Here is a 25,041-nt window from a genome sequence, read left to right on the forward strand (position 1 = left end):
TCCTCGGTCAGCCGATGACGGCTTCGGACTCGGCAAGCACCCGTCCGCCGGGGGTGAACCTCGCGGGGATGCGGCGGAAGCCCACGTTGGTGCCCTGGTCGGGGAAGCGCTCCAGCGCGGCGAAGTCGATCGTGTAGTCGGGCATGCGGGTCAGGATCTCCTGCAGCAGCCGCTTGGCCATGAGGCGGCCGAGGTGGGAGCCCGCGCAGCGGTGGACGCCGATGCCGAAGGCGACGTGGCGGTTGGGCCAGCGCCTGATGTCGATGGTGTCGGGGGCGTCGAACTGCTCCTCGTCCCGGTTGGCCGAGGCCCACGACAGCAGGACGCGGTCGCCGGCCTTCATCGGGCAGCCGTGGAAGTCCACGTCGCGGGTGACGGTGCGGGCCAGGGCCTGGGTGGGGGAGAAGACGCGCAGGAACTCCTCGACCGCGCGGTCGAGCAGGCCCGGGTCGTCGATGAGCTCCCGGCGGACCTCGGTGTTCCTGGCCAGCCACACCAGGGCCTGGCTCACCAGCGACGCCGTCGTCCCGGTGCCGCCGGAGACGAGCAGGTCGACGATGGCGAAGACCTCCTCGTCGGTGATCGGGCGGCCGTCGATCTCCTGGGCCACCAGGAAGCTGATGACGTCGTCCCGGGGCTCGGCGCGCCGGTCCCGGATGGTCTGCCACATCTGCTCGGACAGGGCGGGCAGTTCGACCTCGACGGCGTGGCGGAACTCGGGGCTGTCCTGCGGGTCGGCCAGGGTGGCGCGGTGGGCCCCGGCGTAGCGGTTCCAGTCCTCGACGGGCAGGCCGAGCCAGTCGATGGTGACGATCGCGGGCACGCCGATGATCGTGGTGAAGTCGCACTCGCCCTTCTCGATGACGCTGTCGACGAAGGCGGTGGTGTAGCGCTCCACCATCTCCTCCATCCGCTTCACCGCGGAGGGGGCCGTGATCTGGTTGACGATCTTGCGGTACTTGCGGAACTCCGGCGGGTCGACCTCGATGGGGATGTGGTGGTACATCGGGGTCGGCGGGATGACGATGGCCAGACCGTCGGTGTCGGCGGCCTCCCGGGTGGAGGAGAACAGGTCGTCGTCGCGGGCCGCGTCGAATACGCTCTGGTAGTCCGAGAGCACCCAGTAGCCGCCGTGGGCCTCGGTCCAGCCCCTCTTGTGGCTCTGGCGCAGTGCGCGGTAGGAGGCGACCGGGTCGTCCGCGTGTTCTGCGGAGTGGTGGTCGAAGTGGACGACCGGGCAGCGTGTGGGGTCGCTCATGGCTGTGTGCCCTTCCTCTGTGCGCGCGGATGTTCCCTGTGTGGCCTGGTTGGGGATTTCTGTGACGTGTGCGGAAGCCTGGTGTGATCTGTGTTGCAGCCCTAGTGATAATCGTTATACTGAAAACCATCAATGTCAAGATGGTCGGAATGAGGGAGCCCCGACCGAAGGAGGGCATCATGCGCGTCCGAGTCGACGGGAAGCAGTGCCAGGGGCACGGCGTGTGCTACATGACCTCGCCCGACGTGTTCGCACCGGACGAGGAGGACGGCCACGCCCACGTGCTCGTCGACGAGGTCGGCTCCGACCTCGAACAGGCGGCCAAGGAGGGCGCGGAGGCCTGCCCCGAGCGGGCCATCACCGTCGAGTGAGACGGCGCGGCGCGGGGCCGCCGCCGCTCTTCGGAGCGGCGGCGGCCCCGACGTGTGCCCGGACCGCGTCGCCCCAGCGGCCGGGGAGGCGGGAGACCTATACTCCGGCACACGGAAGCGCCCGCGATGCCGAGGGGAAAGTGGATGTTCGCTGTCTACGCCGAGAGTTTCTCGCCCGATGACCCGCTGTCCGCCCTGCGCCTGGGGGAGCGTCCCGACCCCGAGCCCGGAGCGGACTGGGCGGTCGTCACGGTCAGGGCCGCGGCGCTCAACCACCACGACGTCTGGTCGCTGCGCGGTGTCGGTCTGCGCGAGGAGCAGTTGCCGATGATCCTCGGCTGCGACGCCGCCGGGTACGACGAGGACGGCAACGAGGTGGTCGTCCACGCCGTCATCAGCAGCCCCGACTGGGTCGGCGACGAGACCCTGGACCCGCGCCGCTCGCTGCTCAGCGAACGCCACCAGGGGACGCTGGCCGAGCGGGTGGCCGTGCCGCGGCGCAACCTCGTCCCCAAGCCGAGGTCGCTGTCGTTCGAGGAGGCGGCCTGCCTGCCCACCGCGTGGCTGACCGCCTACCGGATGCTGTTCACCCAGGCCGGGCTCAAGCCGGGCGACAGCGTGCTGGTGCAGGGCGCGGGCGGCGGCGTGGCCACCGCCCTGATCGCCCTGGGCCGCGCGGCGGGGCTGCGGGTCTTCGCCACCAGCCGCGACGGGGCCAAGCGCGAGCGCGCTGTCGGCCTCGGCGCGCACGAGACGTTCGAGCCCGGCGAGCGGCTGCCGACGCGGGTGGACGCCGTCATGGAGACCGTCGGCAGGGCCACCTGGTCGCACTCGGTCCGGTCGCTGCGTCCCGGAGGGACGGTGGTCATCGCGGGCACGACCTCGGGCGCCGAGCCCGACAGCGCCGAGCTGCCCCGGATCTTCTTCCAGCAGATGCGCGTACAGGGCTCCACCATGGGCACCCGGCGCGAACTGGACCAACTGGTGAACTTCCTCGACGTCACCGGGGTGCGCCCGGTCATCGACCGGACGATGCCGCTGGAGCGGGCGCGCGACGGCTTCGCGGCCATGGTCGAGGGCGAGCTGTTCGGCAAGATCGTCTTCACCCGGTGAGCCGCTCCCGACCCCTCCCGGTCGGGACCGGCCGCCATGACGGGTGCGCCGCCGCTTCGCGGAGAGCGGCGGCGCACCCGTCCGTCTTCTCCCCGCCCTCCGTCCCGGCTTGCCCGGCCCCGGGACGGGTATATGCGGAACGGTTTTTGTATTTGTGTGATAACCCTTGGTAATTTTAGAGGGTGAATTAATTTAACTATGCATATCATTAAGGTACCCCGGGGTGTCCGTGCCACTGGGGAGCCGACCGACTTGTGGAGGTGCTTGCCATGGCACAACCGCCCCTGAGGCCGCAGAAGACGGCGATGCTGGTCGCCCAGCAGATCGTCGCCGACATCAACCGACGAGGAAACACGGTGGGCGACCGCCTTCCCCCCGAGCGGGTCATGCTCGACGAGTACTCCGTGGGCCGGGGGACCCTGCGCGAGTCACTGCGCTTCCTCGAACTGCAGGGAGTCATCTCACTGCGCCCCGGACCCGGCGGAGGGCCCATCGTCCAGCAGCCCGACGCCACCAGTCTGACCACCACGCTGACGCTGCTGATGCAGTTCGAGAAGGCGCCCTTCCGCACCATCACCGAGGCGCGCACCGCGCTGGAGCCCATGATGGCCCGGCTGGCCTCGGAGCGGATGAGCGACGACCGGCTCAAGGAGCTCAAGGAGAGCGTGGACACCATGCGCGAGAACCTGGAGGACCAGGAGGTCTTCCTGGAGGAGAACAAGCGCTTCCACGACCTCATCGCCCACGGCTCCGGCAACGTGATGTTCGGCTACCTCGTGGACTCCCTGCTCGACATCCTCGACGGTTCGGCCATCGGCATCGACTACCCCCAGTTCCGGCGCGCCGCGGTCCACAAGGCGCACCTGAGCATCTACGAGGCGATCGCCTCCCGCGACCCCGAGGCCTCCGCCGAGGCGATGTCCAGGCACATCCACGAGTACGTCCGCTATGCGGAGAAGAAGTTCCCCGACGTCCTCGAAACGCCCATCGTGTGGAGCTCCTGACCCCGGCGGGACGCGGCGACGGCGGCGACGCCACCCCTCCGGTGCCCCGGGCGCGCCGCATCAGTGGATCCGCGCTGCTCACGTGACTCTCATATAGACCCATGATTCCAATCATGATAAGAAATATGTATGTCACAAGCGCGATCCAACGATGTGGTCATCGTCGACGCGGTGCGCACCGCCGCCGGCCGTGGACGTCAGGGCGGGGCGCTCGCCGACCTCCACCCGGTGGACCTGCTCGCCCAGACCCTCAGGCAACTGATCTCGCGCCACGACCTCGACCCGGGGACCGTGGACGACGTCATCATCGGATGCGTGTCGCAGGTGGGCGAGCAGTCGGCGACCCCCGGCCGCATGGCCTGGCTCGGCGCCGGGTTCCCCGCCCACGTCCCCGCCACGACCATCGACCGCAAGTGCGGCTCCAGCCAGCAGGCGGTCCACTTCGCCGCACAGGGCATCGCGGCCGGTTCCTACGACATCGTGGTCGCCGGCGGTGTGGAGTCGATGAGCCGCGTCGTCATGGGCTCGGCGCGCATGGGCGCCGACCCCTACGGCGCCCTGGTCGCCGAGCGCTACGCCCCCGGACTGGTCTCCCAGGGGGTGGCGGCCGAACTGGTCGCGGCGCGCTGGAAGCTGGACCGCACCACCCTGGACGAGTACTCGGTCCGCTCCCACCGGCTCGCCGCCCAGGCCCAGCAGGCCGGTCTGTTCGATCGGGAGATCGTCGGCGTCCGGACCCCCTCGGGTACCTTCGACCGTGACGAGACCATCCGCCCGCAGAGCACCGTCGACAAGCTCGCCGCGCTCAGGACCGTCTTCGCCACCCCCGAGCTGTCCGAGCGCTTCCCCGAGATCGACTGGAGCATCACCGCGGGCAACTCCTCGCAGATCACCGACGGGGCCAGCGCGCTGCTGCTGATGAGCCGCGCCAGATGCGAGGAACTCGGCTACACCCCGCGCGCCCGCGTCCACTCGATGGCGGTCTGCGGCGACGACCCCCTGCTCATGCTGACCGCGCCCATCCCGGCGACGCGCAGGGTCCTGGAGCGCTCCGGTCTGTCGCTGTCCGACATCGACCACATCGAGATCAACGAGGCGTTCGCCCCCGTTCCCCTGGCCTGGCTCGCCGAGTTCGACGCCGACATCGCCAGGGTCAACCCCCGCGGCGGCGCGATCGCGCTCGGCCACCCGCTCGGCGCCTCGGGCACGCGGCTCATGACCACGATGCTGCACGCGCTGGAGGACAACGACCAGCAGTTCGGCCTGCAGTTGATGTGCGAGGCCGGCGGCATGGCCAACGCCACCCTCATCGAACGCATCTGACCAGCGACATCCCAGCGACATCGACTTTCGGAGGAGACAGCGTGGACGTCAACGGAGCTTCCGTCGTGGTGACCGGAGGGGCCTCCGGCCTGGGCGCCGCGACCGCGGCGCGGCTGGCGAAGCAGGGGGCCCACGTGGTCATCGTCGACCTGCCCCGGTCCAGGGGCGGGGAGGTGGCCGAGGAGATCGGCGGGCGGTTCGCCCCGGCGGACGTGACCGACCCCGACGCGGTCGACGCCGCGCTCGACCTCGCCGAGACCAGGGCCCCGCTGCGCGCGCTCGTGCACTGCGCCGGACGCGGCGCCACCGTGCGCGTGGTCGAGAAGGACGGCAGCCCCGGCTCCCTGGAGACCTACGAGCAGATCGTCCGGACCAACCTGTTCGGCACGTTCAACGTGCTGCGCCTGGCCGCCGCCCGGATGGCCCGCAACGAGGTCGTCGACGAGGAGCGGGGCGTGTGCGTCCTCACCGCCTCGGTGGCCGCCTACGAGGGCCAGATCGGCCAGATCCCCTACGCCTCGGCCAAGGCGGGCGTGGCGGGCATGACCATCGTCGCCGCCCGCGACCTGGCCACCAAGAAGATCCGGGTCGCCACGATCGCCCCGGGCGTGTTCGACACCCCCATCCTCAGCCGCTTCCCCCAGGAGGTCCGCGACGCCCTCGGCAGGTCGGTGCCGCACCCCAACCGCCTGGGCCATGTCGACGAGTACGCCATGCTCGCCCACCACATCGTCGAGAACAAGATGATCAACGGCGAGGTCATCCGCCTTGACGGGGCCATGCGCATGAGCGCGCGCTGAGGCGGGCGCACACCGAGCCGACCAGCGGGGCACAGGAAGAGGAATCCACAATGAGCAGCACTGTCAACGGCGACGCACCCGACCTCCTCGTCGAGGAGCGCGGGCGGGTGCTCGTGCTCACCATGAACCGGCCCGGGGCCCGCAACGCCATGTCGCAGGCCATGGCCCACCAGATCGCCGAGGCCCTGGAGACCCTCGACAGCCGGCCCGACCTCAGCGTCGGCGTCATCACCGGGGCGGGCGGCACCTTCTGCGCGGGGATGGACCTCAAGGGGTTCGCCCGCGGGGAGCGCCCGGTCGTGCCGGGCCGGGGGTTCGCCGGTCTGGTGCAGCAGCCGCCGAGGAAGCCGCTCATCGCGGCGGTGGAGGGCTACGCGCTCGCCGGGGGCTTCGAGATCGTGCTCTCGTGCGACCTGGTCGTGGCCTCCCGCGAGGCGAGGTTCGGGCTTCCCGAGGTCAAGCGCGGACTCACCGCCGCCGCGGGCGGCCTGCTCCGGCTGCAGCACCGCATCCCCTACCACCTGGCGATGGAGCTCGTCCTCACCGGACGGATGTGGCCGGCGGCCGAGGCCGCCGACGTGCACCTGGTCAACCGGCTCACCGAGCCCGGCGAGGCGTTCGCCGCGGCGCTCGCCCTCGCCGGGGAGGTCGCCGCCAACGCGCCCCTGGCGCTGGCCGCCTCCAAGCAGGTGCTGGTCAACTCGGTGGACTGGACACTGGACACCCAGTTCGCGCGCCAGGAGGAGTACGTCAACCCGGTGCGGGAGTCCGCCGACGCCAAGGAGGGCGCGCTCGCGTTCGTCGAGAAGCGCGAACCGCGCTGGAGCGGCCGGTAGGCCGGTTCCCGGCAGGGGCGGCGCGGTCGCGGCCGGGGACGCGCGCCGCGCGCCTCGAACCGGCGGACGCCGCGCAGGAGGGGCCGCTGGACACGGAAGCGGGGGCGCTCCCACGGAGCGCCCCCGACGTGTACCCCACCGCGAGGCGGGAATCGGCGCATAATTGTTGATCAACATAACCATGATTATGGTAGGCTCGGTGTCGATCCGAGGGGTGTCGCGTCGGCTCCTCCGACCCGTCCGGAGGGCGGAATCCGGGGAGGTGGCGGCCGGTGCGCTCCGGTGGGGTCGCGCCGCGGGGGATGTCGTCTTGGGGTGGCGCGACGGCCTCGGGTTGTGCCCGCGGCGGCAAAAGGTTCCGCCGCGGGCATTGACTCGGGGGACTGGGTACTCATATCTAGTATAATGATTAACCAAGACAGAAGGGGACTGCCCCATGACGGCCAAACCCGTCGATGAATACACGGAGATCCGTGAACTGGCTGCGAAGGTCGCCCGCGAGGTGTACGGGCCGATCGCCGAGAAGCTCGACGTGGAACGGAGCCCGATCTCGCGCGAGGAGCGGCTCCGCCTGGGTGAACTGGGCTTCCTCGGCATCGCCCACCAGGAGCGCTACGGTGGGGCCGGGGCTCCCCTCGCCCAGGCGCTGGCCGTGATCGAGGAGTTCGCCAAGGTCTGCCGGCCCGCGGCCTTCCAGATCTTCGAGGCCAACACCGGACCGGCGCAGGTGATCAACCACCTGGGCACCGAGGAGCAGCGCGAGCGCTGGCTGCCGGACATCGTCTCCGGCGAGAGGACCATGGCCGTCGCCATCTCCGAGCCCGACGCCGGCTCCGCCGCCACCGACATGCGTACCTCGGCCCGGCCCTCCGGCGACGGCTACGTGATCAACGGCACCAAGCGCTGGATCTCCAACGGCGGAGAGGCCGACCAGTACCTCGTCTACGCCCGGCTCGGCGACGCCCCCGGGTCCAAGGCGATCGGCGCGCTCGTGGTCGACAAGGGCACCCCCGGACTCAGCTTCGGCCCTCCCGAACGGCTCATGGGCTTCCGCGGCATCCCCTCGGCCGACATCATCTTCGACGACGTGTGGGTGCCCAGGGAGAACCTGGTCGTTCCCGAGGGCGGCTTCGGCAGGCTGTTCGGCGTCTTCTCCGTCGAACGCCTCGGCAACACGACGATGAGCCTGGCCATCGGCCAGGAGGCCCTGGACCGGACCATCCAGTACGTCCAGGAGCGCGAGCAGTTCGGCAGGCCGCTCATCGAGTTCCAGAGCATCCAGGTCACCCTCGCCGACATGGTGCTGCAGGTCGACGCCGCGCGCCTGCTGCAGCAGCGCGCCGCTGCCAGCGCCGAGAACGGGCTGCCCGACCCGCTGCAGGTCTCCCTGGCCAAGTGCACCGCCAACGAGATGGCCAAGCGGGTCACCGACCTGGCCATGCAGTTGCACGGCGGCAACGGGTACACCGAGGAGTACGGCATCGAGCGACTGCACCGCGACGCCCACGGCTGGGCCATCGCGGGCGGCACGCCGACCATGCAGCGCATCCGCATCGTCTCCGAACTGCTGGGCCGCAAGTTCAACCAGCGCCGGTAGCCGAGCCGCCGTTTCAGGACACATCCTCGAGGAAGAAGAGGGCGATCGTGGAAGATGGGCAGTTGTTCGACCTGGGTCCGCGTCACCGCGAGATCCAGCGGATCGCGCGGTCGGTGGCCGAGAGCGTCGAGGAGTTCGCCGACGAGGCGGACGCCGCGGTCGAGGTGCACCGGGGCGTCGCACAGGCGCTGCGGGACAGCGGTCTGGCGCGCCAGGTGGTGCCCGCGGCCTACGGAGGTGAGAGCGACGTCCTCGACCCGCTCGCGATCGCCGTCGTCCGCGAGGCGCTGATGTACACCTCGGCGCACCTGGACTCCCTGTTCGGCATGCAGGGGGTGGGGAGCTACTCGCTCACCGTCGGCGGCTCCGACGAGCTGAGGCGCGAGTGGCTCCCTCGGGTGGCCCGGCTGGAGGCGATCGCCGGGCTCGCCCTGACCGAACCCGACATCGGTTCCGACCTGCGGGGCGTCACCACGACCATCGAGGCCACCCCCAGGGGGGTGCGGGTCGACGGCCGCAAGTCGTTCATCACCAACGGCGGCGTCGCCGACTTCTACTGCGTCCTCGGCCGTGAGGGCGAGGGCTACTCCATGGTGCTGGTCCCCGCGGACGCGCCCGGCCTGACCGTCCGGCGCGGCGACGACCTCATCGCGCCGCACATCCTGGGGGAACTCCACTTCGAGGGGGTCGAGGTGCCCGAGGGCAACCGCCTCGGCGTGCCGGGTCGGGCGTTCTCCCTCATGCTGCAGACGCTGGCGGTGTTCCGGGTGACCGTGGCGGGCTCGGCCGTCGGGCTCGCCCAGGCGGCCCTCGACGAGGCGCTGCGGCACGCCGGGACCCGTCAGCAGTTCGGCAGGCCGCTGCTCGACCTGGGTGCGGTGTCGCAGAGCCTGGCGTTGTCGTGGACCGAGGTGGAGACGGCCAGGGCCATCACCTACCGGGCGGCCGCCCTCGCCAAGAGCGACCCACTGGGGCATCTGGACTACTCCTCGATCGCCAAGGTCAGCGCGACCGAGGCGGCGGGGCGCGTGGCCGACCGCTCGGTGCAGACCATGGGCCGCTTCGGACTGGTCCGCGGCTCCAAGATCGAGCGCCTCTACCGCAACGCGCGGCCGCTGCGCGTGTACGAGGGGGCCACCGAGGTGCTGCTCGACTCCCTGGCCAGGCGGCTCGCCAAGCGGAGCGGCTGAACCCTCCCCGCGACACCGCGTACAGGGACCGTGCTCCGCCGCGAACGCCTCTTGACCTACGTCACAATAATTTCTTATGATGATTAGAAGTAATAGGGGTGTGGGGTGGCCGGAAGTCGCGGCGGCGACGCCGCGGCGGAGTGCGGTACGCGCGGCCGGCGGGCACCCCACGTGACGATCAGGCTGGACAACCACTGTGAAGGGATGCGATAGCATGCGCCGTTTCGAGGGACGTATCGCCGCCGTCGTCGGCGGCGGGTCGGGCATGGGCCGCGCCATCTCGCACCGCCTGGCCTCCGAGGGCGCCCACGTCTACGTGGCCGACCTCAGCGAGGACGCGGCGAAGAAGGTCGCCGAGGAGATCGCCGCCGACGGTGGGACCGCCAGCCCCGTCCAGGTCGACGCCACCGACAACGACAGCATCACGGCGCTGTTCGACCGCATCCGCTCCGAACACGGCGTCCTGCACGTCCTGCACGCCCAGGTCGGCATGCCCGGCCCCGGCGGCATCGAGGTCGACGACGCCCAGTGGCAGAAGAACATCGACGTCAACGTCAAGAGCGCCTACTACACCTGCACCCTCGGCTACGACCTGCTCAGGGCCGCCGACGGCAAGGGGTCGATCACCATGACCTCCTCCACCTCGGCGCTCGTCGGCTCCCCGTTCAGCCCCGTCTACTCGCTGACCAAGGGCGCCCTCGTCCCCTTCACCCGCGCCCTCGCCCTCAAGGGCGCCCCCGACGGCGTCCGGGTCAACGTGATCTGCCCCGGCACCGTGCAGACCCCCATGCTCGCCCAGTTCTTCGGGCGCGAGCCGGGCGCGGACGTCTCCGAGCTGACCAAGGACTTCGTCAGCGGCATCCCGCTCGGCCGCGGCGCCCAGCCCGAGGAGATCGCCTCCGTCATCGCCTTCCTCGCCAGCGACGACGCCAGCTACGTCACCGGGGTCACCATCCCCGTCGACGGCGGACTGACCGCCAAGTAGCAGCCCCACACCGACACCGCTCCCGTCCGCGCGGTCCCACCCCGCGCGGACGGGGTCTGATCGGGAGGATCAGATGGACTTCAGCAAGGACACAGTGCACGAGGACATCCGCTCGGCGGTGCGTGACCTGTGCGCGAACTTCTCCGACGACTACTGGATGGAGCACGACCAGTCGCAGGAGTTCCCCTGGGAGTTCTACAACGCCGTGGTCAAGGGCGGCTGGCTGGGGCTGACCGTCCCCACCGAGTACGGCGGCGGCGGGCTCGGCGTCACCGAGGCCGCCATCGTGGAGCAGGAGATCGCCGCCTCCGGCGCGGGCATGAACGGCTGCAGCGCCGTGCACATCGGCATCTTCGGCTTCGAGCCGATCATCAGGCACGGCAGCGAGGACCTCAAGCGGCGCTTCCTGCCCCGCCTCGTCGGCGGTGACCTGCACGTGTCCTTCGCCGTCACCGAACCCGACGCGGGCACCGACACCACCAACATCTCCACCTTCGCCCGCAGGGTCGACGGCGGCTGGCTGGTCTCCGGCAAGAAGGTGTGGATCACCAAGGCCCAGGAGGCCGAGCGGCTGATCCTGCTGGCCCGCACCACCCCGCGCGACCAGGTGGCCAAGAAGACCGACGGGCTGACGCTGTTCTTCGCCCCCATGGACCGCGAGCGCGTCACGGTGCGGCGCATCCCCAAGATGGGCCGCAACGCCATCGACACCAACGAGCTGTTCATCGACGACCTGTTCGTCCCCGAGGGAGACGTCGTCGGCGAGGTCGGCAGGGGCTTCCGGACCATCCTGGCCGGCCTCAACGCCGAACGGGTCATCTCGGCCAACGCCGCCATCGGCATCGGACGCGCCGCGCTGCGCCGGGCCACCGACTACGCCAGGCAGCGCACGGTCTTCGGCCGCCCGATCGGCCAGAACCAGGGCATCGCGTTCCCGCTCGCCCAGGCCCTCATCAAACTCGACGCCGCCGACGTGATGTGCCAGCGCGCCGCCTGGCTCATCGACAACGACCAGCCCAGCGGCCGCGAGGCCAACGCCGCCAAGTACCTGGCCGCCGAGGCCGGGTTCTTCGCCGCCGACGCGGCGCTGAGCGCGCACGGCGGCTACGGCTACAGCAGGGAGTACCACGTCGAGCGGTACTTCCGTGAGGCGCGGCTCATGCGCATCGCGCCGATCAGCCAGGAGATGGTCCTCAACTACGTGTCCGAGCACGTCCTCGGACTGCCGAGGAGCTACTGATGCAGCCCTACCGCTCCGTACTCTTCGTCCCCGGCCACCGCCCCGGGTGGGTGGACAAGGCGCTGGCCTCGGGAACAGACGCGATCGTGCTCGACCTGGAGGACTCGGTGCCCCAGGCGCAGAAGGCCGCCGCCCGGGCCACCGTCGCCGAGTCCATCCGGCGGGTGCGCGCCGACAACGCCGACGTCGGCCTGTTCGTCCGGGTCAACCCGCTCAACACGAGGATGACCGGCGCCGACCTGGAGGAGGTCGTGGTTCCGGGACTGACCGGCGTCTTCGCCCCCAAGGTCGAGCAGGCCACCGACGTGCTGCGCTACGACGCGCTGCTGGACCACTTCGAGTCCCGCAACGGCGTGGACGGCCTGGAGTACATCATCCCGGTGGAGACGGTGCGCGCCATCCACTCCTGTCTGGAGGTGGCCACCGCGTCCCCGCGGGTGGGGGCCATGATCGGCCCGACCGCCGAGCACGCCGACATCGCGCGGGCCGTGGGCTACGAGTGGACGCCGGAGGGCACCGAGACGCTCTACCACCGCAGCCGCATCCTGCTCGCCTGCCGCGAGGCCGGGATCCACGCCCTCACCGGACTGTGGGAGGACCTTGAGAACCTCGACGGCCTGCGCGAGTTCGCGCGGCGGGGCCGCCGGCTCGGCTACCGGGGGATGATCGCGATCCACCCCAGCCACGTCGCGGTCGTCAACGACGTGTTCACCCCCTCCGACGCCGACGTCGCCTTCTACCGGGGGCTGGTCGAGGCCTACGAGAAGGCCGCCGCCGAGGGGGTCGGAGCGCTGCGCTACCGGGGTGTGCACATCGACAAGGCCCACTACGACAAGGCACTGGACTGGCTGGAGCGCGCCGAGCGCCTGCGGGCGGACGGCCGCGGGGCGGGGAGGGAAGCGAAATGACCATGCGCGGGCTGTACTTCGAGGAGTTCGAGGTGGGCAGGGTGTACAAGCACCCGTTCACCCGGACCGTCACCGAGATGGACAACGTCATGTTCACCTCGCTGACGATGAACCTGCAGCCGCTGCACCTCGACGAGGAGTTCGCCAAGAACACCGTCCACGGCCGCCGCGTCTTCAACAGCCTGTTCACCCTCGCGCTCATCGGCGCCTTCCACGTGCCCGAGCTGACCATGGGCACCACCCTGGGCAACCTCGGCTACGACGAGGTCAAGTTCCCGCACCCGGTCTTCCACGGCGACACCCTGCGCGCCGAGACCACCATCCTCGACAAACGCGAGTCCAGGAGCCGGACCGACTCCGGCATCGTCTGGTTCGAGCACCGCGGATACAACCAGGACGACGTCCTGGTCTGCATGTGCCGCCGGGTGGGACTCATGCTCAAGAAGCCGGTCGACGCCGACAACAGCGAGGGAGAGGCCTGATGAGCGTCAGCAGCGAGACCATCGCCGCCATCCGCGACTACGTTCCCGAGGTACGGGACCTGACCATCGGCGGCCGACCGGTCACGCCCGCCGGTGAGCGCTGGGACGTGTACAACCCCGCCACCGAGGAGGTCATCGGCACGGTCGGCGGCGCCTCCCCCGAGCAGGTCGACGAGGCCGTCCGCGCCGCCCGCGCCGCCTTCGGCCCCTGGTCGGTGACGCCGGGCGAGCAGCGGTGCGCCGCCATCCTCAGCCTCGCCGACCGCATGGAGGAGCGCTTCGAGAAGCTGCTGGCCTCCATCGTCAACGAGGTGGGCACCCCGGTCTCCCTCGCCGAGTTCCTCCAGGTGCGGATGGGGATCGGCCACCTGCGCTGGCAGGCCGAGGCGGCCAAGAAGGACCGTACGGTCCACCTGGGCCCCTACGACGTCCCGGTGCCCACGATGAGCGACGTCGACCACTTCCCGGTGGGTGTGGTCGCCGCGATCACCGGCTACAACTACCCGCTCAACCTGGCGATCTTCAAGTTCGGCGCGGCGCTGGCCGCGGGCTGCACCGTGGTGCTGCTGCCCTCGCCCCGAACCCCGCTGACCACCCTGCTGCTGGGCGAGCTGGTCCGCGAGTCGGACCTGCCCGACGGCGTGCTCAACATCATCGTCGGCGGCGCCGACGTCGGCCAGTGCCTGTCCTCCCACCCGGGTGTGGACAAGGTGTCCTTCACCGGCTCCGACGCGGTGGGCGCCAAGATCATGGCGCAGGCGGCGGCCAACCTCAACGGCGTCACCCTGGAACTCGGCGGCAAGTCCGCCAACATCGTCCTGCCCGGCTGCGACGTCGAGTCCTTCGCGGTGGACATGCACCTGCGCTGGTCCCGCAACGCCGGGCAGGGCTGCGCGGCACTGGCCCGGCTGCTGGTCCACGAGGGCCTCTACGACCGCTTCCTGAAGTCCGGCGCCGACGCCTTCGGCCAGATGAAGGTCGGCGACCCCTGGGACCCGGCCACCAACATCGGCCCGCTGATCCGCCCCGACCACCGCGACCGCGTCAACGGGTTCGTCACCGAGGCGCTGGAGCAGGGCGGCCGGGCGCTGCTGCGGGTCGACACCCCACTGCCGGAGAGGGGCTGGTACGTCAACCCGGTGCTGCTGGGCGACCTGCCGCACAGCGCCCGCGCGGTGCAGCAGGAGATCTTCGGCCCGGTCGCGGTCGTGCTGCCGTTCGAGGACACCGACGAGGCGGTCCGCCTGGCCAACGACACCGCCTACGGCCTGGCCGCCAATGTGTGGGCGCCCGACCTGCAGGAGGGCCGCCGCGTCGCCGAGCGGCTGCGCGCCGGAACGGTGTGGATCAACGGCGGCGGAGCGATGCGCCCCGACGCCCCCTTCGGCGGCGCGGGCCGCTCGGGCATCGGCCGGGAGATCGGCGAGTGGGGGATCATGGAGTTCCTGGAGCCCCGCCACATCCAGTGGGCCCTGTGACGCCCGCGCTCACCCCTTCGGTACGGCTTTTCGAAAGTAGGCGGAGATGACGGAGAACAGGGCCGCGGCGGACGGCCCCCTCGCCGGGGTGCGCGTCCTCGAACTCGGTTCGATGTACGCGGCGCCCACCGCGGGGCGGATGCTGCGGGACTTCGGCGCCCGGGTCGTCAAGGTCGAGGACCCGGTCACCGGGGACTACGCCCGGCAGTGGGTGCCGCAGAAGGACGGACTGTCGCTGGGCTTCTCCCGGCTCAACGCGGGCAAGCGCTCGGTCGGCGTCGACCTGCGCAGGCCGGAGGGCCAGGACCTGGTCCGGCGGCTGGCCGCCGAGGTGGACGTCGTGGTCGAGTCCTTCCGGCCGGGCCGGCTGGAGGAGTGGGGGCTGGGCTACGACGCGCTCAGCGCGGACAACCCCGGCCTGGTGCTGACCCGGGTGTCCGGTTTCGGGCAGACCGGCCCCTACCGGGAGCGGCCCGGGTTCGGCACCGTCGCCGAGACGGCCTGCGGGTTCGCGGGCATCAACGGGTGGCCCGACTCGCCGCCGACCGCGCCGCCGTTCGGCTTCGCGGACTCCATCGCCGGGATCTCGGCGGCCATGGGCACGGCCATGGCCCTGTTCCGGCGGGAGCGCACCGGGCAGGGCGACGTGGTCGACGTGGCGCTGTACGAGCCGCTGATGTTCATCATCGGCGACCTGGTGCTGCGCTACACCGGGCTCGGCGAGATCCAGACCCGTATCGGCAACGACACCGGCGCGGCCTCGCCCCGGGGCATCTACCAGGCCTCCGACGGCAGGTACCTGGCCATCGCCGCCTCCAACCAGTCGATCGCGGCGCGGCTGTTCGCGGCCATGGGCCAGCCCGACCTCATCAGGGACCCGAGGTTCGCGACCAACGCCGACCGGCTCGCCAACAACGAGCTGGTGCAAAAACAGGTCGCCGACTGGGTCGGCTCGCTCCCGCGCGACCGGGTGCTGGCCGTGCTGGAGGAGTACGAGGTGGTCAGCTCCCCGGTCAACGACGCCAGCGACATCGTGGCCGACCCGCACTTCCTGGAGCGCACCCTCGTGCCGATCACCGGCAACGAGACACTCAGGTCGGTGCTGATGCCCGGTCCGGTGCTGCACATGGCCCACTACCCGGGACCCGAGTACCACGGCGTGCCCGCGGTCGGTGAGCACACCCACTCGGTGCTGTCCGAGGAGTTCCGGTTCTCCGAGTCGGAGTTGGCCGGACTGGTCGACGGCGGTGTCATCAACGCCGCGCGTTGACGAACCGAGGGGTGTTTGCGACGCCACTCCTCCGTCGAGCGCGCAACGGTCCCATTCCGGGTGGGGATTTACGGTCCTGTTGTTTTCCCCGGGATAAAGTGCCGCGGAATCGGCGGAGGAGTGGAACAGCGGTATGCTGCCGAACATTATGAGTGGATTTGGGTCATCCGGCGTCACATGGGAACGGCGCAGCGAGAAGGTCTCCGAGATCGTCGCCCGTGAGATCGTGCGTGACATCGCCAGACGGCGTCCCGCTCCGAATTCCGTCCTGGAATCGGAGAGCGCCATGATCAAGCGCTACCAGGTGGCACGCGGTTCGCTCCGTGAGGCGCTGCGCATCCTCGAGGTGCACGGCCTGATCCGGATGAAACCGGGGCCGGGCGGCGGTCCCGTGCTGTCCGAGGTGAGCAGTCGCGATTTCGGCCGGATGGCCACTCTGTTCTTCCAGGTTCTCGACATTCGTTTCGCCGAACTCGTCGAGGCCCGTCTCATGTTGGAGCCGTTCATCGCCCGACTGGCGGCCGAGCGGCACGATCCGGACGACAACGAGGAACTGCGGGCCATCGTGCGGCAGGGTTACGAGGCCCAGACCACCGAGGCCTGGCTGCGGGCCACCGACGCCTTCCACACCAAGGTGCTGTCGATGTCGGGCAACGGCATGCTCACGCTCATCGCCTGCGCGTTGAAGGACATCTTCACCGAGCGCGCCTCGACCGTCTACGTGGCCAACGAGGGCGGCCACATCAGGGACGCGCACTCCGGGATCGCCGAGGCCGTCATCAACGGCGACGCCGAGACCGCGGAGCGCCTGATGCGCGACCACCTCCAGGGGTACGCGGAGATGGTCGCCCAGCGCGAACCGAACCTGATGGACGAGGTCGTCGACTGGCGTTAGCCGTCCTCCGCGTGCGCCGGTTCCCCGGCGCACGCGCTCCCGCCGGGCCCGTCGGACCCGTCGGGTCGCCCGTCCCCGTGCACCGGGGCCCGCAGCGGTGCGGCGGACGCGGGGGCCGTGTCCGCTCCTTCACCGCCTTCCCTCCGGTCGGCGCGCGGGTGCCCCGCACGTCGACCGCGTCGGCAACAGGGGCGTCCGGGGGTTCGCGTCCCGGTCTTCCCGGAAGGAAGCCGTCGCCGGCGCCGCACGGACGCGCCGAGGAGCGCCCACGGGCACCGCCCCGGTGACAGGGCAGAACCGTCACCGACGTGTTGCGTGCCGGGCCACACCGTTTCCAAATATTAATAATAATGGTTATATTATCCTGCTCTCCGCGGTCCGCCGGGTGCTCCGCGAGGCCGCGGTCGCCGTGGGCGGCGGTCCGGCGGGAGGAGGCGCCCGGTGGGCCGGTGGGGCCGGGGGTGAGGCGGCGTCCGCCCCGAAAGGGGTGGACAAGTGTGACCTGGACCTCTAACGTGACAACCATCACTATAATCATCATGATTATGTGGTTGGCGATTGGATGGTCCATGAACATGCGTAAGAACTGGTTCCGCTCTGTCTTCGCCGTCACCGGAGCCGCAACACTCATCGCCGGTCTCACCGCCTGCGGCAGCTCCGACGCCGGAGAGGCCGCGGGGAGCGGAGCGGGCGAGGGCCTGCCGGACACGATCAAGATCATGTCCATCAAGGAGATGACCGGCCCCGTCGCCTTCGCCGGGGAGAACAGCACCAAGGGCGTCGACCTGGCGGTCGAGCAGATCAACGAGCAGGGCTTCCTCGGCGACACCAAGCTGGAGATCGACCTCAAGGACAGCTCCGACAGCACCCAGGAGGCCGCCAGCTTCGCCACCCAGGCGGTGTCCGACTCCTCCTACGCCGCCATCCTCGGCCCCGGACTCAGCGCCCAGGCCTCCGCCATCTCCCCGATCGCGGAGAAGGGCCAGATCCCGGTCGTCTACTACCAGGCCGGCAGCGAGGGCGTCCTGGTCGGCGACTACACCTACCGGGTCACCGCTCCGGCGGGCTCCTACTACCCCGTCATCGGCGACTACCTGAAGGACAGGAAGGTCGAGACCGCCGCCGTCCTCTACAACAGCGGCAACCCCACCCTCACCGAACTCGGTGAGAAGACGGTGCCCGGGGTGATCGAGGACAACGGCGTCTCCATCGAGCGCTCCGACGGCGTCGCGGTCGACGCCCAGGACTTCACCGCGGTCAGCTCCCAGATCGCCAACGACGCCCCCGACGCGGTCTTCGTCCTGCTCACCGGCCCGCAGAACCCCCGCGCCGTCAGCCAGCTGCGGCAGAAGGGCTACGAGGGCGAGATCATCGGCATGACCACGATGGGCGCCGGCAACCTGCAGACCGCCGGGGAGGAGGCCGCCGGAGTCGTGTGGCCCAGCAACTTCAGCGCCCGCAGCGAGGCCCCCTCCACCCAGGAGTTCGTCGAGGCCTACCAGGAGAAGTACGACGGCGAGGTCCCCAACAACTACGCCGCCGAGGGCTACGACACCGTCTGGCTGCTGGCCCGCGGCATCAAGGAGGCGGACAGCGCCGAGCGCACCGCCATCCAGGAGGGAATCGCCAAGATCGCCGCGGAGGGCTTCGACGGCGCCCAGGGACCCCTGGCCTTCGAGGGCAACGACGTGCGCGTCGAGGGCGTGCTGGCCAGCTGGGACGGCTCCGAGGAGATCGTCCTCACCCTGGACGGCTCCTGATGCCGCGTCCCCCAGGCAGAGGTGTCACGGAAAGACGTGAGGCCGTGTTGAGCACACGTGACGCGGGCGCGCCGCGCACCGGAGCGGCGGAGAGGAGGAGGCGGTGGCGGAGATCCTGATCGACGCGGTCACCCTCGGCGCGCTGTACCTCCTCTTCGCGCTCGGCATGAGCGTGGCGTGGGGAACCATCGGCATCCTCAACTTCGCCCACGGCAGCACCTTCATGTTCTCGGCGATGGTCGCCCACTACGCCGTGCAGTCGGTGGCGCTGCCGATGTGGGCCATGGTCCTGCTCGGCGCCGCCGTCGGCATGGTGCTGTCGGTGCTGACCCAGGCGCTGATCTTCAACCTGATCCTGCGCCGCAACCCCGACCTGCTCAAGGCCGAGATGCAGATCGTGGTGGGCGGCATCGGCGCCGCCAGCGTCCTGCTGGCGATCGCCCAGAACCTGACCAAGAGCGTGCCGTTCGGCTTCTCGGCCAGCACGTTCCAGATCGCGACCTACCAGCTCGGCCCGGTGCAGATCTCCAACGTGCAGATCGTCATCCTCGTGGCCGCCTTCGGGCTGGCGGGCCTGGCCGCGTGGTGGCTGAGGTCCGCCCGCGCCGGACTGGCACTGCGCGCCATCGGCGTCAACCCCGAGGTCGCCAGCCTCATGGGCGTCGACCGCGGCCGGATGGCGCTCGGCACGATGGCGGCGGCCGGGGCGCTGGCCGGGGTCGCCGGGATCCTGCTCACCTACTACCTCGGCTCGATCGCCCCCGAGACCGGCGACAGCTTCCTGATCAGCGCGTTCGCCGCGATCATCCTCGGCGGTATCGGATCGGTCGCCGGAGTGGTCACCGGAGCGATGGTCCTGGCCCTGGCCGAGACCCTCGTGGTGACCCAGATGTCGGGCACCTGGGCCAGCGCGGTGGCCTTCGGCCTCATCTTCGTGGTGCTGCTCTTCCTGCCGCGCGGCATCTTCGGCCGTAAGGAGGTGCGTCGGACATGACCGCCTGGTACGCGTCCCACCTGGTCCTGATCGAGGCCACGTTCATCAACTTCCTGCTGGCGCTGAGCATCCACGTCCCCCTGCGGGTCGGCGTCTTCTCCTTCGCCGGAGTCGGCAGCTACGGACTGGGTGCCTACACCGCGGCCGTCCTGACCCTGCGCTACGAGGTCCCGGCCGCCGTCGCCATCGGCGCGGCCGTCCTCTTCTCCGCGCTCGTCGGCTACCTGTTCTCCCTGCTGGTCGCCCGGCTGAGCGGGTTGTACCTGGCCATGGCCACCATCGCGTTCGTGCTGATCATCGCGGTGCTCGCCACCAACGGCGGCGAGCTGACCGGGGGCGCGCACGGCCTGTACGGGGTGATCAGCGACCTGACGACCGGGGGCGTGGTGGTGGTCTGCGCGGTTGCGGCGCTGCTGCTCGCCCTCACCGAGCGCGGTCCGCTGCGCAGGCGCGTCGACGCGGTGCGCGAGGACCCGGAGCTGTCGCTGTCCATGGGCATCGCAGTGGTGCCCATGCGGCAGATCGCCTTCGCGGTCAGCGGCGCGCTGGGCGCGTGCGCCGGGGCGATGAACACCCTGCTGCGCACCACCGTCTCCCCCGAGGAGGTCAACTTCCACCTGATCGTGCTCGCCCTGACGATGGTCATCATCGGCGGGATCCGGTCGTGGCTGGGAGCCCTCATCGGCGCCGTGATCTTCACCTGGCTGCCGAGCGTGCTGTCCACCGCGGGCCAGTGGCAGGACCTGGTCTACGGACTGATCATCATCCTCGCCGCGGTCTTCATGCCCACCGGCCTGCTGGGCCTCGCCCAGAGCGGCTACCGGAAGCTGCGCGGCCGGTCGGGCGGGGCCGTCGCCGCGTCGGCCGACGGGGCCGACGCGCAGGAACGCGCGGTCCGCGAGGCGCTCGGCGGCGAATCCTCCAAGGAGGGGGTGCGATGACGACCACCGAAGCCGCCCCCGCCGTCCTCGAAGCCGAGGACGTGGCGGTGCACTACGGCGGCATCAAGGCCGTGGACGGGTTCGGGCTGAGGCTGCCCGCGGGCCGGATCTACGGCATCCTCGGCCCGAACGGCTCGGGCAAGAGCACCTTCCTGGCCGCCGTGACGCGCCTGGTGCCGCTCACCCGGGGGCGCCTGCTGCTCGACGGCGAGGAGTACCAGACCGCGCCGCCGACGAGGCTGGCCCACCGCGGACTGGCTCGCACCTTCCAGACCGTGCGGCTGCTGCCCGAACTGACGGTCCTGGAGAACGTCCAGCTCGGCGCCGACCTGCGCCCCTCGGGGGGCAGGCTGCGGTCCTGGCTGGGCCGCGACCGGCCCTCCGAGGCGGTCGAGGAGGCGATCGAGCGGACCGGGCTGGGCGACGTCCGCGGCTCCTGGCCGGGCGAGCTGTCCTACGGCATGGCCCGCCGGGTGGAGATCGCCCGCGCCCTGGCGGCGCGGCCGCGGCTGCTCCTGCTCGACGAGCCCACCGCCGGAATGAACCACTCCGAGCGCCAGGAGGTCTCGGAGCTGATGCGCAGACTGCGGGACGAGGGGCTGGCCCAGCTGATCGTCGAGCACGACGTCCAGATGATGGTCGACACCTGCGACCACCTCGTGGCGATGAACTTCGGCTCGCTCGTGGCCGAGGGATCGCCCGAGGAGGTCGTCTCCCATCCCGCGGTGCAGGAGGCCTACCTGGGGAAGCGGTGGCGGTCCCATGCTTGAGATCCGTGATCTGCACGTCAGCTACGCAAAGATCGAGGCGGTGCGCGGGGTGAGCGCGTCCGCGGCTCCCGGACGGATCACCCTGCTCCTGGGAGCCAACGGCGCGGGCAAGACCACGACGCTGCGGGCGGCCATGGGGCTGCTCCCGGTCAGGTCCGGACAGGTGGTCCTGGACGGCAGGCCGATCACCGGCCATCCGACGCACCGGATCGTGCGCGACGGCCTGGTGCTGGTCCCCGAGGGGCGGCAGGTGTTCGCGCCCCTGACGGTGGAGGAGAACCTGGTCCTCGGCGGCTACACCGCCGGCCGGGACAGGGCGGCCGAGGCCATGGCCCGCGTCTACGAGATGTTCCCGATCCTCAGGGAGCGGCGCAACGGCCCGGCGGGCCTGCTCAGCGGCGGCGAGCAGCAGATGCTGGCCTTCGGTCGGGCCCTGATGTCCACGCCGCGCGCGATGATGCTGGACGAGCCGTCCATGGGGCTGGCCCCCACGATGGTCGAGTCCGTGCTGGGCGCGGTCCGCGCCATCGCCGACTCCGGCATCGCGCTGCTCATGGTGGAGCAGAACGCCGACATGGGACTGGAGATCGCTGACGACGTCGTGGTCGTGGCGCGCGGCGAGGTCGTGTTCAGCGGTCCGGCCGAACAGGCCCGCCGCAACACCTCGGTGGTCCGCGCCTTCCTGGGGGAGGCGGCTCTCGAGTCCTGACCCCTCCCGTGGCGGGGCCGTGCGCGGCACGGCCCCGCCACGGTGCGTCCGCAGGGCGCCCGTCCGGTCCACGGCAGTACGAAGGCGGTGCAGCGTGTCGCTCCCCCCAGCCGGTCCCGCCGGGGTGTCCCCGTCCCGGGTCGTCGTCCCCCTGGTCTTCGGCGGGCTGACCTACGCGATGTCGCAGAACGCGATCGTTCCGGTCCTCTCCGAGATCCAGGCGGCCACCGGCTCCACCGCCAGCGAGGCGGCCTGGGTGGTCACCGGCTTCTTCGTCTCCTCGGCGGTGCTGACCGTGATCGCCGGGCGTCTGGGCGACCTGTTCGGCCGCAAGCCGGTGCTGCTGGTCTCGCTGGGGCTGTTCGCGGCCGGCGGGGTGATCGCCGCGGCGGGCGGCTCGCTGGGCGCGGTCGTCGTCGGGCGGGTGATCATGGGGGTGGCGGGCGGTGTCTTCCCGCTGTCCTTCGCCATCCTCGGCCGCCTGCTGCCCCGGGACCGGGCGGCGTTCGGCATGGGAATGGTCAGCTCCATGCTCGGACTGGGCGGAGCGCTCGGGCTGCCCGTGGGCGGCCTGGTCGCCGACCACTTCGGCTACCAGGGGCTGTTCTGGGGAGCCGCGGGCATGGCGGCCGTGGCACTGGCCGCGATCGCGCTCCTGGTGCCGGGGGTGCCCGACCGCGGCACGGGACGGGTCGACTGGGTCGGCGCGCTCCTGCTCACCCTCGCGTTGAGCACGTCGCTGCTCGCGGTCAGCCGGGGGGAGGCGTGGGGGTGGCTCTCCGCGCCGGTGCTGGCCCTGTTCGGCTCGGGTGTCGTGGGCCTGGCGGTCCTGGTGGCCTTCGAGCGGCGCGTCCGCGACCCGCTGGTCAACCTGGACCTGATGCGGCGGCGCAACGTCTGGCTGGCGCACGCCCTCGGGTTCCTGGTGACCTGCGGGCAGATCACGGCCTTCCTGCTGGTGCCGCAGATGGTCCGGTTGCCCGCCGGGGGAGGGGCGGGCCTGGACGCGGGGGCGACCCAGGCCGGGCTGTACCTGCTGCCCTTCTCGCTCACCACGCTGGTGGCGGGGGCGCTGACCGGCAGGGCCGTCGCGCGCTTCGGCACCCGGCCCCCGCTGGCGGTGGGCGCGGCGTCGGCGGTCGTCGGCCTGGCGGTCCTGGGTTTCTGCCCGGTGGGCCCGGTCACGGTTCTGGTCGGTGCGGGAGCCACCGGCATCGGGGGCGGGACGGTCTACAGCGTGCTGCCGGTGCTCATCGCCGAGGCGGTGCCCGAGAACGAGGCGGGTGCGACCAATGGGATCAATACCATCATCCGTAACATCGCCATGGCGATTGTGTCGCAGGTGTCCGCGGTGGTGCTGGTCCTGTGGACGCCGGCCGGCGAGGAGCATCCCGTGCGGGTGGCGTTCACGATCGACTACGGCATGAGCGCACTGCTCAACCTGCTGGCCCTGTGCCTGGTGCCGCTGGTGCTGCCCCGGCAGGGGGTCGGCGGTCGGCGGGGGAGGGGGCCGCTGCCGCGCGGCGCCGACCGGGCACACGGCCGCGTCCCGGAGCGGGGGCGCAAGGAACGGCCGACGGGCGCGCGCCCCGAGGCCGAGAGACCGGATGACAGGAGGGCATGTTCATGACCGACCACGAACAGTTCGAAAGACGGCTGCGCCGCGTGGAGGACCGTGCCAGGATCCACGACCTGGTCGCGCGCTACGCCGTCGCGGTGGACGACCGCGACCACGCGGCCGTCGCCCGGATGTACACCGCCGAAGGCGTCTTCGAGCACGCGGGGGTGCGGCTGCGGGGCCGCGAGGAGATCGAGGGGTTCCTGCGGGAGCGGGGCGGGCTCAACGGCAAGACCGTGCACTCGCCGCACAACGTCGTGATCGACTGGCTCACCGACGACACCGCGCGGGGCATCGTCACCGGGCACGCCGAGATCGAACGCGGCGGCGAGTTCCTCGTCGCGGCGCTGCGCTACCACGACTCCTACGTCAGGGAGGAGGGCGTCTGGCGGTTCCGGGAGCGCAGGACGAAGTTCCTCTACGTCACTCCGGTCCAAGAGCTCGCGGAGATCTTCCGCACCCCCTTCACCAAGCGCTGGCCGGGCCTGCCCCCGCAGCCGGGCGACCTGTAGGAGGGGCCGGGCCCCAGGGGAGTTTCCGGGGCCGTTCGGAAGGGGTACGGGGGCGGCGTCGGGGGCCTCCCTCCACGCCGACGCCGCCCCCGCTGCCCCGGCTCCGTGCCGCACAGGGGTGGCGGTACGGAGCCGGGGCTTTCAGGATGGTCCCGTCCGGCGTGGCTCCCGCGCGGCCACGGAGACCCGGGAGAGGGTCAGCTCCGCATGCCGAGGATGCGGGCGAGGTTGCCGCCCAGGATCGCGGCCTCGTCGTCGGGGTGCAGTTCCAGCCGCCGGATCGCCTCGATCTCGGCGGCCGGGTCGACCATCGGCCAGTCGGAGCCGAAGATCATCCGGTCGGGTCCGTGCCGGTGCACCAGGGCGCGCAGCCGTTCCGTGGGGATCTCGGCCAGACTCGGCGGCCACGAGGTCTCCAGGACCACGGGCAGCCCCACCACGTACTCCTCCGCCTCGTCGAGCCGCCGGAAGCCGCCGAAGTGGCAGGCCATCAGCCGCAGGTCGGGGAAGTTGCGCACCACCTCGGCGAGCATCTGCGGGGTGGAGTTCTCGTTGGCCGATCCCTCGCCGCCGAAGCCCACGTGGGCGATGACCGCGATGTCGGAGCCGAAGGCGTCGAACAGGTCCCACAGCCGCCGGTCGTCCAGGGCGAACCGCTGGAACAGCGGGTGCAGCTTCACCCCCCTGATCCCGTTGCGCTGCAGCGCGGCCATGTTCTCCTCGACCGAGAGGTCGAGGTGGACGGTGCCGAACGGGGTGAGCCAGTCGCTGCGCTGGGAGGCGATGAACTCGTTGGCGCGTTCGACGTGGCGGGCGTGGTCGGCGATGCCGAAGGCGACGCAGTGGTCGATCCCCGCGGCCGCCATGGAGCGCCTGAGACCGGGAACGGTCCCGTCGAACACCGCCTCCATGCCGGGGACGCGTCCGGCCAGGGCCTTGGCCGCGATCTTCTCGGGCCAGACGTGGGTGTGCGCGTCGATGATCATC

The 25,041-nt window shown here is 70.9% G+C and carries 24 protein-coding genes; 22 read left to right on the forward strand and 2 right to left on the reverse strand.

What is annotated here, in order from left to right; all coding sequences use genetic code 11:
• Positions 1 to 7: 7 nt before the first annotated feature.
• Positions 8 to 1,258 (reverse strand): cytochrome P450, encoded by a 1,251-nt coding sequence (locus tag NI17_RS06780; protein ID WP_068692896.1) that lies wholly within the window; start codon positions 1,256 to 1,258, stop codon positions 8 to 10.
• Positions 1,259 to 1,437: 179 nt separating this feature from the next.
• On the opposite strand from NI17_RS06780, the gene NI17_RS06785 reads away from it, so the two are divergent.
• The 22 genes from NI17_RS06785 to NI17_RS06890 all read left to right on the forward strand — a co-directional run bounded on the left by NI17_RS06785 (position 1,438) and on the right by NI17_RS06890 (position 24,054).
• Complete coding sequence (locus tag NI17_RS06785; RefSeq protein ID WP_068692897.1) at positions 1,438 to 1,629, forward strand: ferredoxin; 192 nt, start codon at positions 1,438 to 1,440, stop codon at positions 1,627 to 1,629.
• A gap of 144 nt (positions 1,630 to 1,773) precedes the next feature.
• Complete coding sequence (locus NI17_RS06790; protein WP_068692898.1) at positions 1,774 to 2,742, forward strand: zinc-binding dehydrogenase; 969 nt, start codon at positions 1,774 to 1,776, stop codon at positions 2,740 to 2,742.
• A gap of 269 nt (positions 2,743 to 3,011) precedes the next feature.
• Positions 3,012 to 3,746, forward strand: a complete 735-nt coding sequence (locus NI17_RS06795) for a FadR/GntR family transcriptional regulator (RefSeq protein ID WP_084012750.1) — start codon at positions 3,012 to 3,014, stop codon at positions 3,744 to 3,746.
• 129 nt (positions 3,747 to 3,875) lie between these two features.
• On the forward strand, positions 3,876 to 5,069 hold the full coding sequence (locus NI17_RS06800; protein ID WP_068692900.1) for a thiolase family protein: 1,194 nt from the start codon (positions 3,876 to 3,878) through the stop codon (positions 5,067 to 5,069).
• A gap of 41 nt (positions 5,070 to 5,110) precedes the next feature.
• Complete coding sequence (locus NI17_RS06805; RefSeq protein ID WP_068692901.1) at positions 5,111 to 5,869, forward strand: SDR family NAD(P)-dependent oxidoreductase; 759 nt, start codon at positions 5,111 to 5,113, stop codon at positions 5,867 to 5,869.
• A gap of 50 nt (positions 5,870 to 5,919) precedes the next feature.
• Positions 5,920 to 6,705: a crotonase/enoyl-CoA hydratase family protein gene (locus NI17_RS06810; protein WP_068692902.1), complete on the forward strand. Its 786-nt coding sequence runs from the start codon at positions 5,920 to 5,922 to the stop codon at positions 6,703 to 6,705.
• 436 nt (positions 6,706 to 7,141) lie between these two features.
• Positions 7,142 to 8,302 carry an acyl-CoA dehydrogenase family protein gene (locus tag NI17_RS06815; RefSeq protein ID WP_068692903.1) on the forward strand — a complete coding sequence of 387 codons (1,161 nt, stop codon included), beginning with the start codon at positions 7,142 to 7,144 and terminating at the stop codon, positions 8,300 to 8,302.
• 47 nt (positions 8,303 to 8,349) lie between these two features.
• Positions 8,350 to 9,492 (forward strand): acyl-CoA dehydrogenase family protein, encoded by a 1,143-nt coding sequence (locus NI17_RS06820; protein WP_234402049.1) that lies wholly within the window; start codon positions 8,350 to 8,352, stop codon positions 9,490 to 9,492.
• Between the two features lie 214 nt (positions 9,493 to 9,706).
• On the forward strand, positions 9,707 to 10,477 hold the full coding sequence (locus tag NI17_RS06825; RefSeq protein ID WP_068692904.1) for an SDR family NAD(P)-dependent oxidoreductase: 771 nt from the start codon (positions 9,707 to 9,709) through the stop codon (positions 10,475 to 10,477).
• 73 nt (positions 10,478 to 10,550) lie between these two features.
• Positions 10,551 to 11,717: an acyl-CoA dehydrogenase family protein gene (locus NI17_RS06830; protein WP_068692905.1), complete on the forward strand. Its 1,167-nt coding sequence runs from the start codon at positions 10,551 to 10,553 to the stop codon at positions 11,715 to 11,717.
• Positions 11,717 to 12,625 (forward strand): HpcH/HpaI aldolase/citrate lyase family protein, encoded by a 909-nt coding sequence (locus tag NI17_RS06835; RefSeq protein ID WP_068692906.1) that lies wholly within the window; start codon positions 11,717 to 11,719, stop codon positions 12,623 to 12,625. The genes NI17_RS06830 and NI17_RS06835 overlap by 1 nt, the downstream gene beginning before the upstream one ends.
• Positions 12,622 to 13,107: a MaoC family dehydratase gene (locus NI17_RS06840; RefSeq protein WP_234402050.1), complete on the forward strand. Its 486-nt coding sequence runs from the start codon at positions 12,622 to 12,624 to the stop codon at positions 13,105 to 13,107. Before NI17_RS06835 ends, NI17_RS06840 begins: the two co-directional genes overlap by 4 nt.
• A complete protein-coding gene (locus NI17_RS06845; RefSeq protein ID WP_068692907.1) occupies positions 13,107 to 14,585 on the forward strand; it encodes an aldehyde dehydrogenase family protein in 1,479 nt (492 codons plus the stop codon). The genes NI17_RS06840 and NI17_RS06845 overlap by 1 nt, the downstream gene beginning before the upstream one ends.
• A 46-nt stretch (positions 14,586 to 14,631) precedes the next feature.
• Positions 14,632 to 15,855: a CaiB/BaiF CoA transferase family protein gene (locus NI17_RS06850; protein WP_119267760.1), complete on the forward strand. Its 1,224-nt coding sequence runs from the start codon at positions 14,632 to 14,634 to the stop codon at positions 15,853 to 15,855.
• 133 nt (positions 15,856 to 15,988) lie between these two features.
• Positions 15,989 to 16,750 (forward strand): FadR/GntR family transcriptional regulator, encoded by a 762-nt coding sequence (locus NI17_RS06855; protein WP_068692908.1) that lies wholly within the window; start codon positions 15,989 to 15,991, stop codon positions 16,748 to 16,750.
• Positions 16,751 to 17,319: 569 nt separating this feature from the next.
• A complete protein-coding gene (locus NI17_RS06860; protein ID WP_068692909.1) occupies positions 17,320 to 18,510 on the forward strand; it encodes an ABC transporter substrate-binding protein in 1,191 nt (396 codons plus the stop codon).
• Between the two features lie 103 nt (positions 18,511 to 18,613).
• A complete protein-coding gene (locus NI17_RS06865; RefSeq protein ID WP_068692910.1) occupies positions 18,614 to 19,504 on the forward strand; it encodes a branched-chain amino acid ABC transporter permease in 891 nt (296 codons plus the stop codon).
• Positions 19,501 to 20,445, forward strand: coding sequence for a branched-chain amino acid ABC transporter permease (locus NI17_RS06870; protein ID WP_068692911.1), 945 nt, complete (start codon positions 19,501 to 19,503; stop codon positions 20,443 to 20,445). The genes NI17_RS06865 and NI17_RS06870 overlap by 4 nt, the downstream gene beginning before the upstream one ends.
• Complete coding sequence (locus tag NI17_RS06875) at positions 20,442 to 21,215, forward strand: ABC transporter ATP-binding protein (RefSeq protein ID WP_068692912.1); 774 nt, start codon at positions 20,442 to 20,444, stop codon at positions 21,213 to 21,215. Before NI17_RS06870 ends, NI17_RS06875 begins: the two co-directional genes overlap by 4 nt.
• Entirely contained in the window at positions 21,208 to 21,924 is a 717-nt protein-coding gene (locus NI17_RS06880) for an ABC transporter ATP-binding protein (protein WP_068692913.1), read from the forward strand. Before NI17_RS06875 ends, NI17_RS06880 begins: the two co-directional genes overlap by 8 nt.
• Positions 21,925 to 22,018: 94 nt before the next feature.
• The gene (locus NI17_RS06885; RefSeq protein WP_084012752.1) at positions 22,019 to 23,554 is read left to right on the forward strand and encodes an MFS transporter; all 1,536 of its coding nucleotides are present in this window, start codon (positions 22,019 to 22,021) and stop codon (positions 23,552 to 23,554) included.
• Positions 23,551 to 24,054, forward strand: coding sequence for a nuclear transport factor 2 family protein (locus tag NI17_RS06890; protein WP_068692914.1), 504 nt, complete (start codon positions 23,551 to 23,553; stop codon positions 24,052 to 24,054). Before NI17_RS06885 ends, NI17_RS06890 begins: the two co-directional genes overlap by 4 nt.
• Positions 24,055 to 24,251: 197 nt before the next feature.
• Here the strand turns inward: NI17_RS06890 and NI17_RS06895 are convergent, their stop codons facing one another.
• Complete coding sequence (locus tag NI17_RS06895; protein ID WP_068692915.1) at positions 24,252 to 25,040, reverse strand: amidohydrolase family protein; 789 nt, start codon at positions 25,038 to 25,040, stop codon at positions 24,252 to 24,254.
• Between the last annotated feature and the right edge of the window lies 1 nt (position 25,041).

This window comes from Thermobifida halotolerans (assembly GCF_003574835.2).
In the GTDB taxonomy this organism is placed as follows: domain Bacteria; phylum Actinomycetota; class Actinomycetes; order Streptosporangiales; family Streptosporangiaceae; genus Thermobifida; species Thermobifida halotolerans.

Excerpts from the sequence above, each read along its gene's own strand:
- NI17_RS06780 (WP_068692896.1), bottom strand. The coding sequence starts at position 1,258 with ATGAGCGACCCCACACGCTGCCCGGTCGTCCACTTCGACCACCACTCC.
- NI17_RS06785 (WP_068692897.1), top strand. The coding sequence starts at position 1,438 with ATGCGCGTCCGAGTCGACGGGAAGCAGTGCCAGGGGCACGGCGTGTGC.
- NI17_RS06790 (WP_068692898.1), top strand. The coding sequence starts at position 1,774 with ATGTTCGCTGTCTACGCCGAGAGTTTCTCGCCCGATGACCCGCTGTCC.
- NI17_RS06795 (WP_084012750.1), top strand. The coding sequence starts at position 3,012 with ATGGCACAACCGCCCCTGAGGCCGCAGAAGACGGCGATGCTGGTCGCC.
- NI17_RS06800 (WP_068692900.1), top strand. The coding sequence starts at position 3,876 with ATGTCACAAGCGCGATCCAACGATGTGGTCATCGTCGACGCGGTGCGC.
- NI17_RS06810 (WP_068692902.1), top strand. The coding sequence starts at position 5,920 with ATGAGCAGCACTGTCAACGGCGACGCACCCGACCTCCTCGTCGAGGAG.
- NI17_RS06815 (WP_068692903.1), top strand. The coding sequence starts at position 7,142 with ATGACGGCCAAACCCGTCGATGAATACACGGAGATCCGTGAACTGGCT.
- NI17_RS06825 (WP_068692904.1), top strand. The coding sequence starts at position 9,707 with ATGCGCCGTTTCGAGGGACGTATCGCCGCCGTCGTCGGCGGCGGGTCG.
- NI17_RS06830 (WP_068692905.1), top strand. The coding sequence starts at position 10,551 with ATGGACTTCAGCAAGGACACAGTGCACGAGGACATCCGCTCGGCGGTG.
- NI17_RS06835 (WP_068692906.1), top strand. The coding sequence starts at position 11,717 with ATGCAGCCCTACCGCTCCGTACTCTTCGTCCCCGGCCACCGCCCCGGG.
- NI17_RS06840 (WP_234402050.1), top strand. The coding sequence starts at position 12,622 with ATGACCATGCGCGGGCTGTACTTCGAGGAGTTCGAGGTGGGCAGGGTG.
- NI17_RS06845 (WP_068692907.1), top strand. The coding sequence starts at position 13,107 with ATGAGCGTCAGCAGCGAGACCATCGCCGCCATCCGCGACTACGTTCCC.
- NI17_RS06850 (WP_119267760.1), top strand. The coding sequence starts at position 14,632 with ATGACGGAGAACAGGGCCGCGGCGGACGGCCCCCTCGCCGGGGTGCGC.
- NI17_RS06855 (WP_068692908.1), top strand. The coding sequence starts at position 15,989 with ATGCTGCCGAACATTATGAGTGGATTTGGGTCATCCGGCGTCACATGG.
- NI17_RS06860 (WP_068692909.1), top strand. The coding sequence starts at position 17,320 with ATGAACATGCGTAAGAACTGGTTCCGCTCTGTCTTCGCCGTCACCGGA.
- NI17_RS06870 (WP_068692911.1), top strand. The coding sequence starts at position 19,501 with ATGACCGCCTGGTACGCGTCCCACCTGGTCCTGATCGAGGCCACGTTC.
- NI17_RS06875 (WP_068692912.1), top strand. The coding sequence starts at position 20,442 with ATGACGACCACCGAAGCCGCCCCCGCCGTCCTCGAAGCCGAGGACGTG.
- NI17_RS06880 (WP_068692913.1), top strand. The coding sequence starts at position 21,208 with ATGCTTGAGATCCGTGATCTGCACGTCAGCTACGCAAAGATCGAGGCG.
- NI17_RS06890 (WP_068692914.1), top strand. The coding sequence starts at position 23,551 with ATGACCGACCACGAACAGTTCGAAAGACGGCTGCGCCGCGTGGAGGAC.
- NI17_RS06895 (WP_068692915.1), bottom strand. The coding sequence starts at position 25,040 with ATGATCATCGACGCGCACACCCACGTCTGGCCCGAGAAGATCGCGGCC.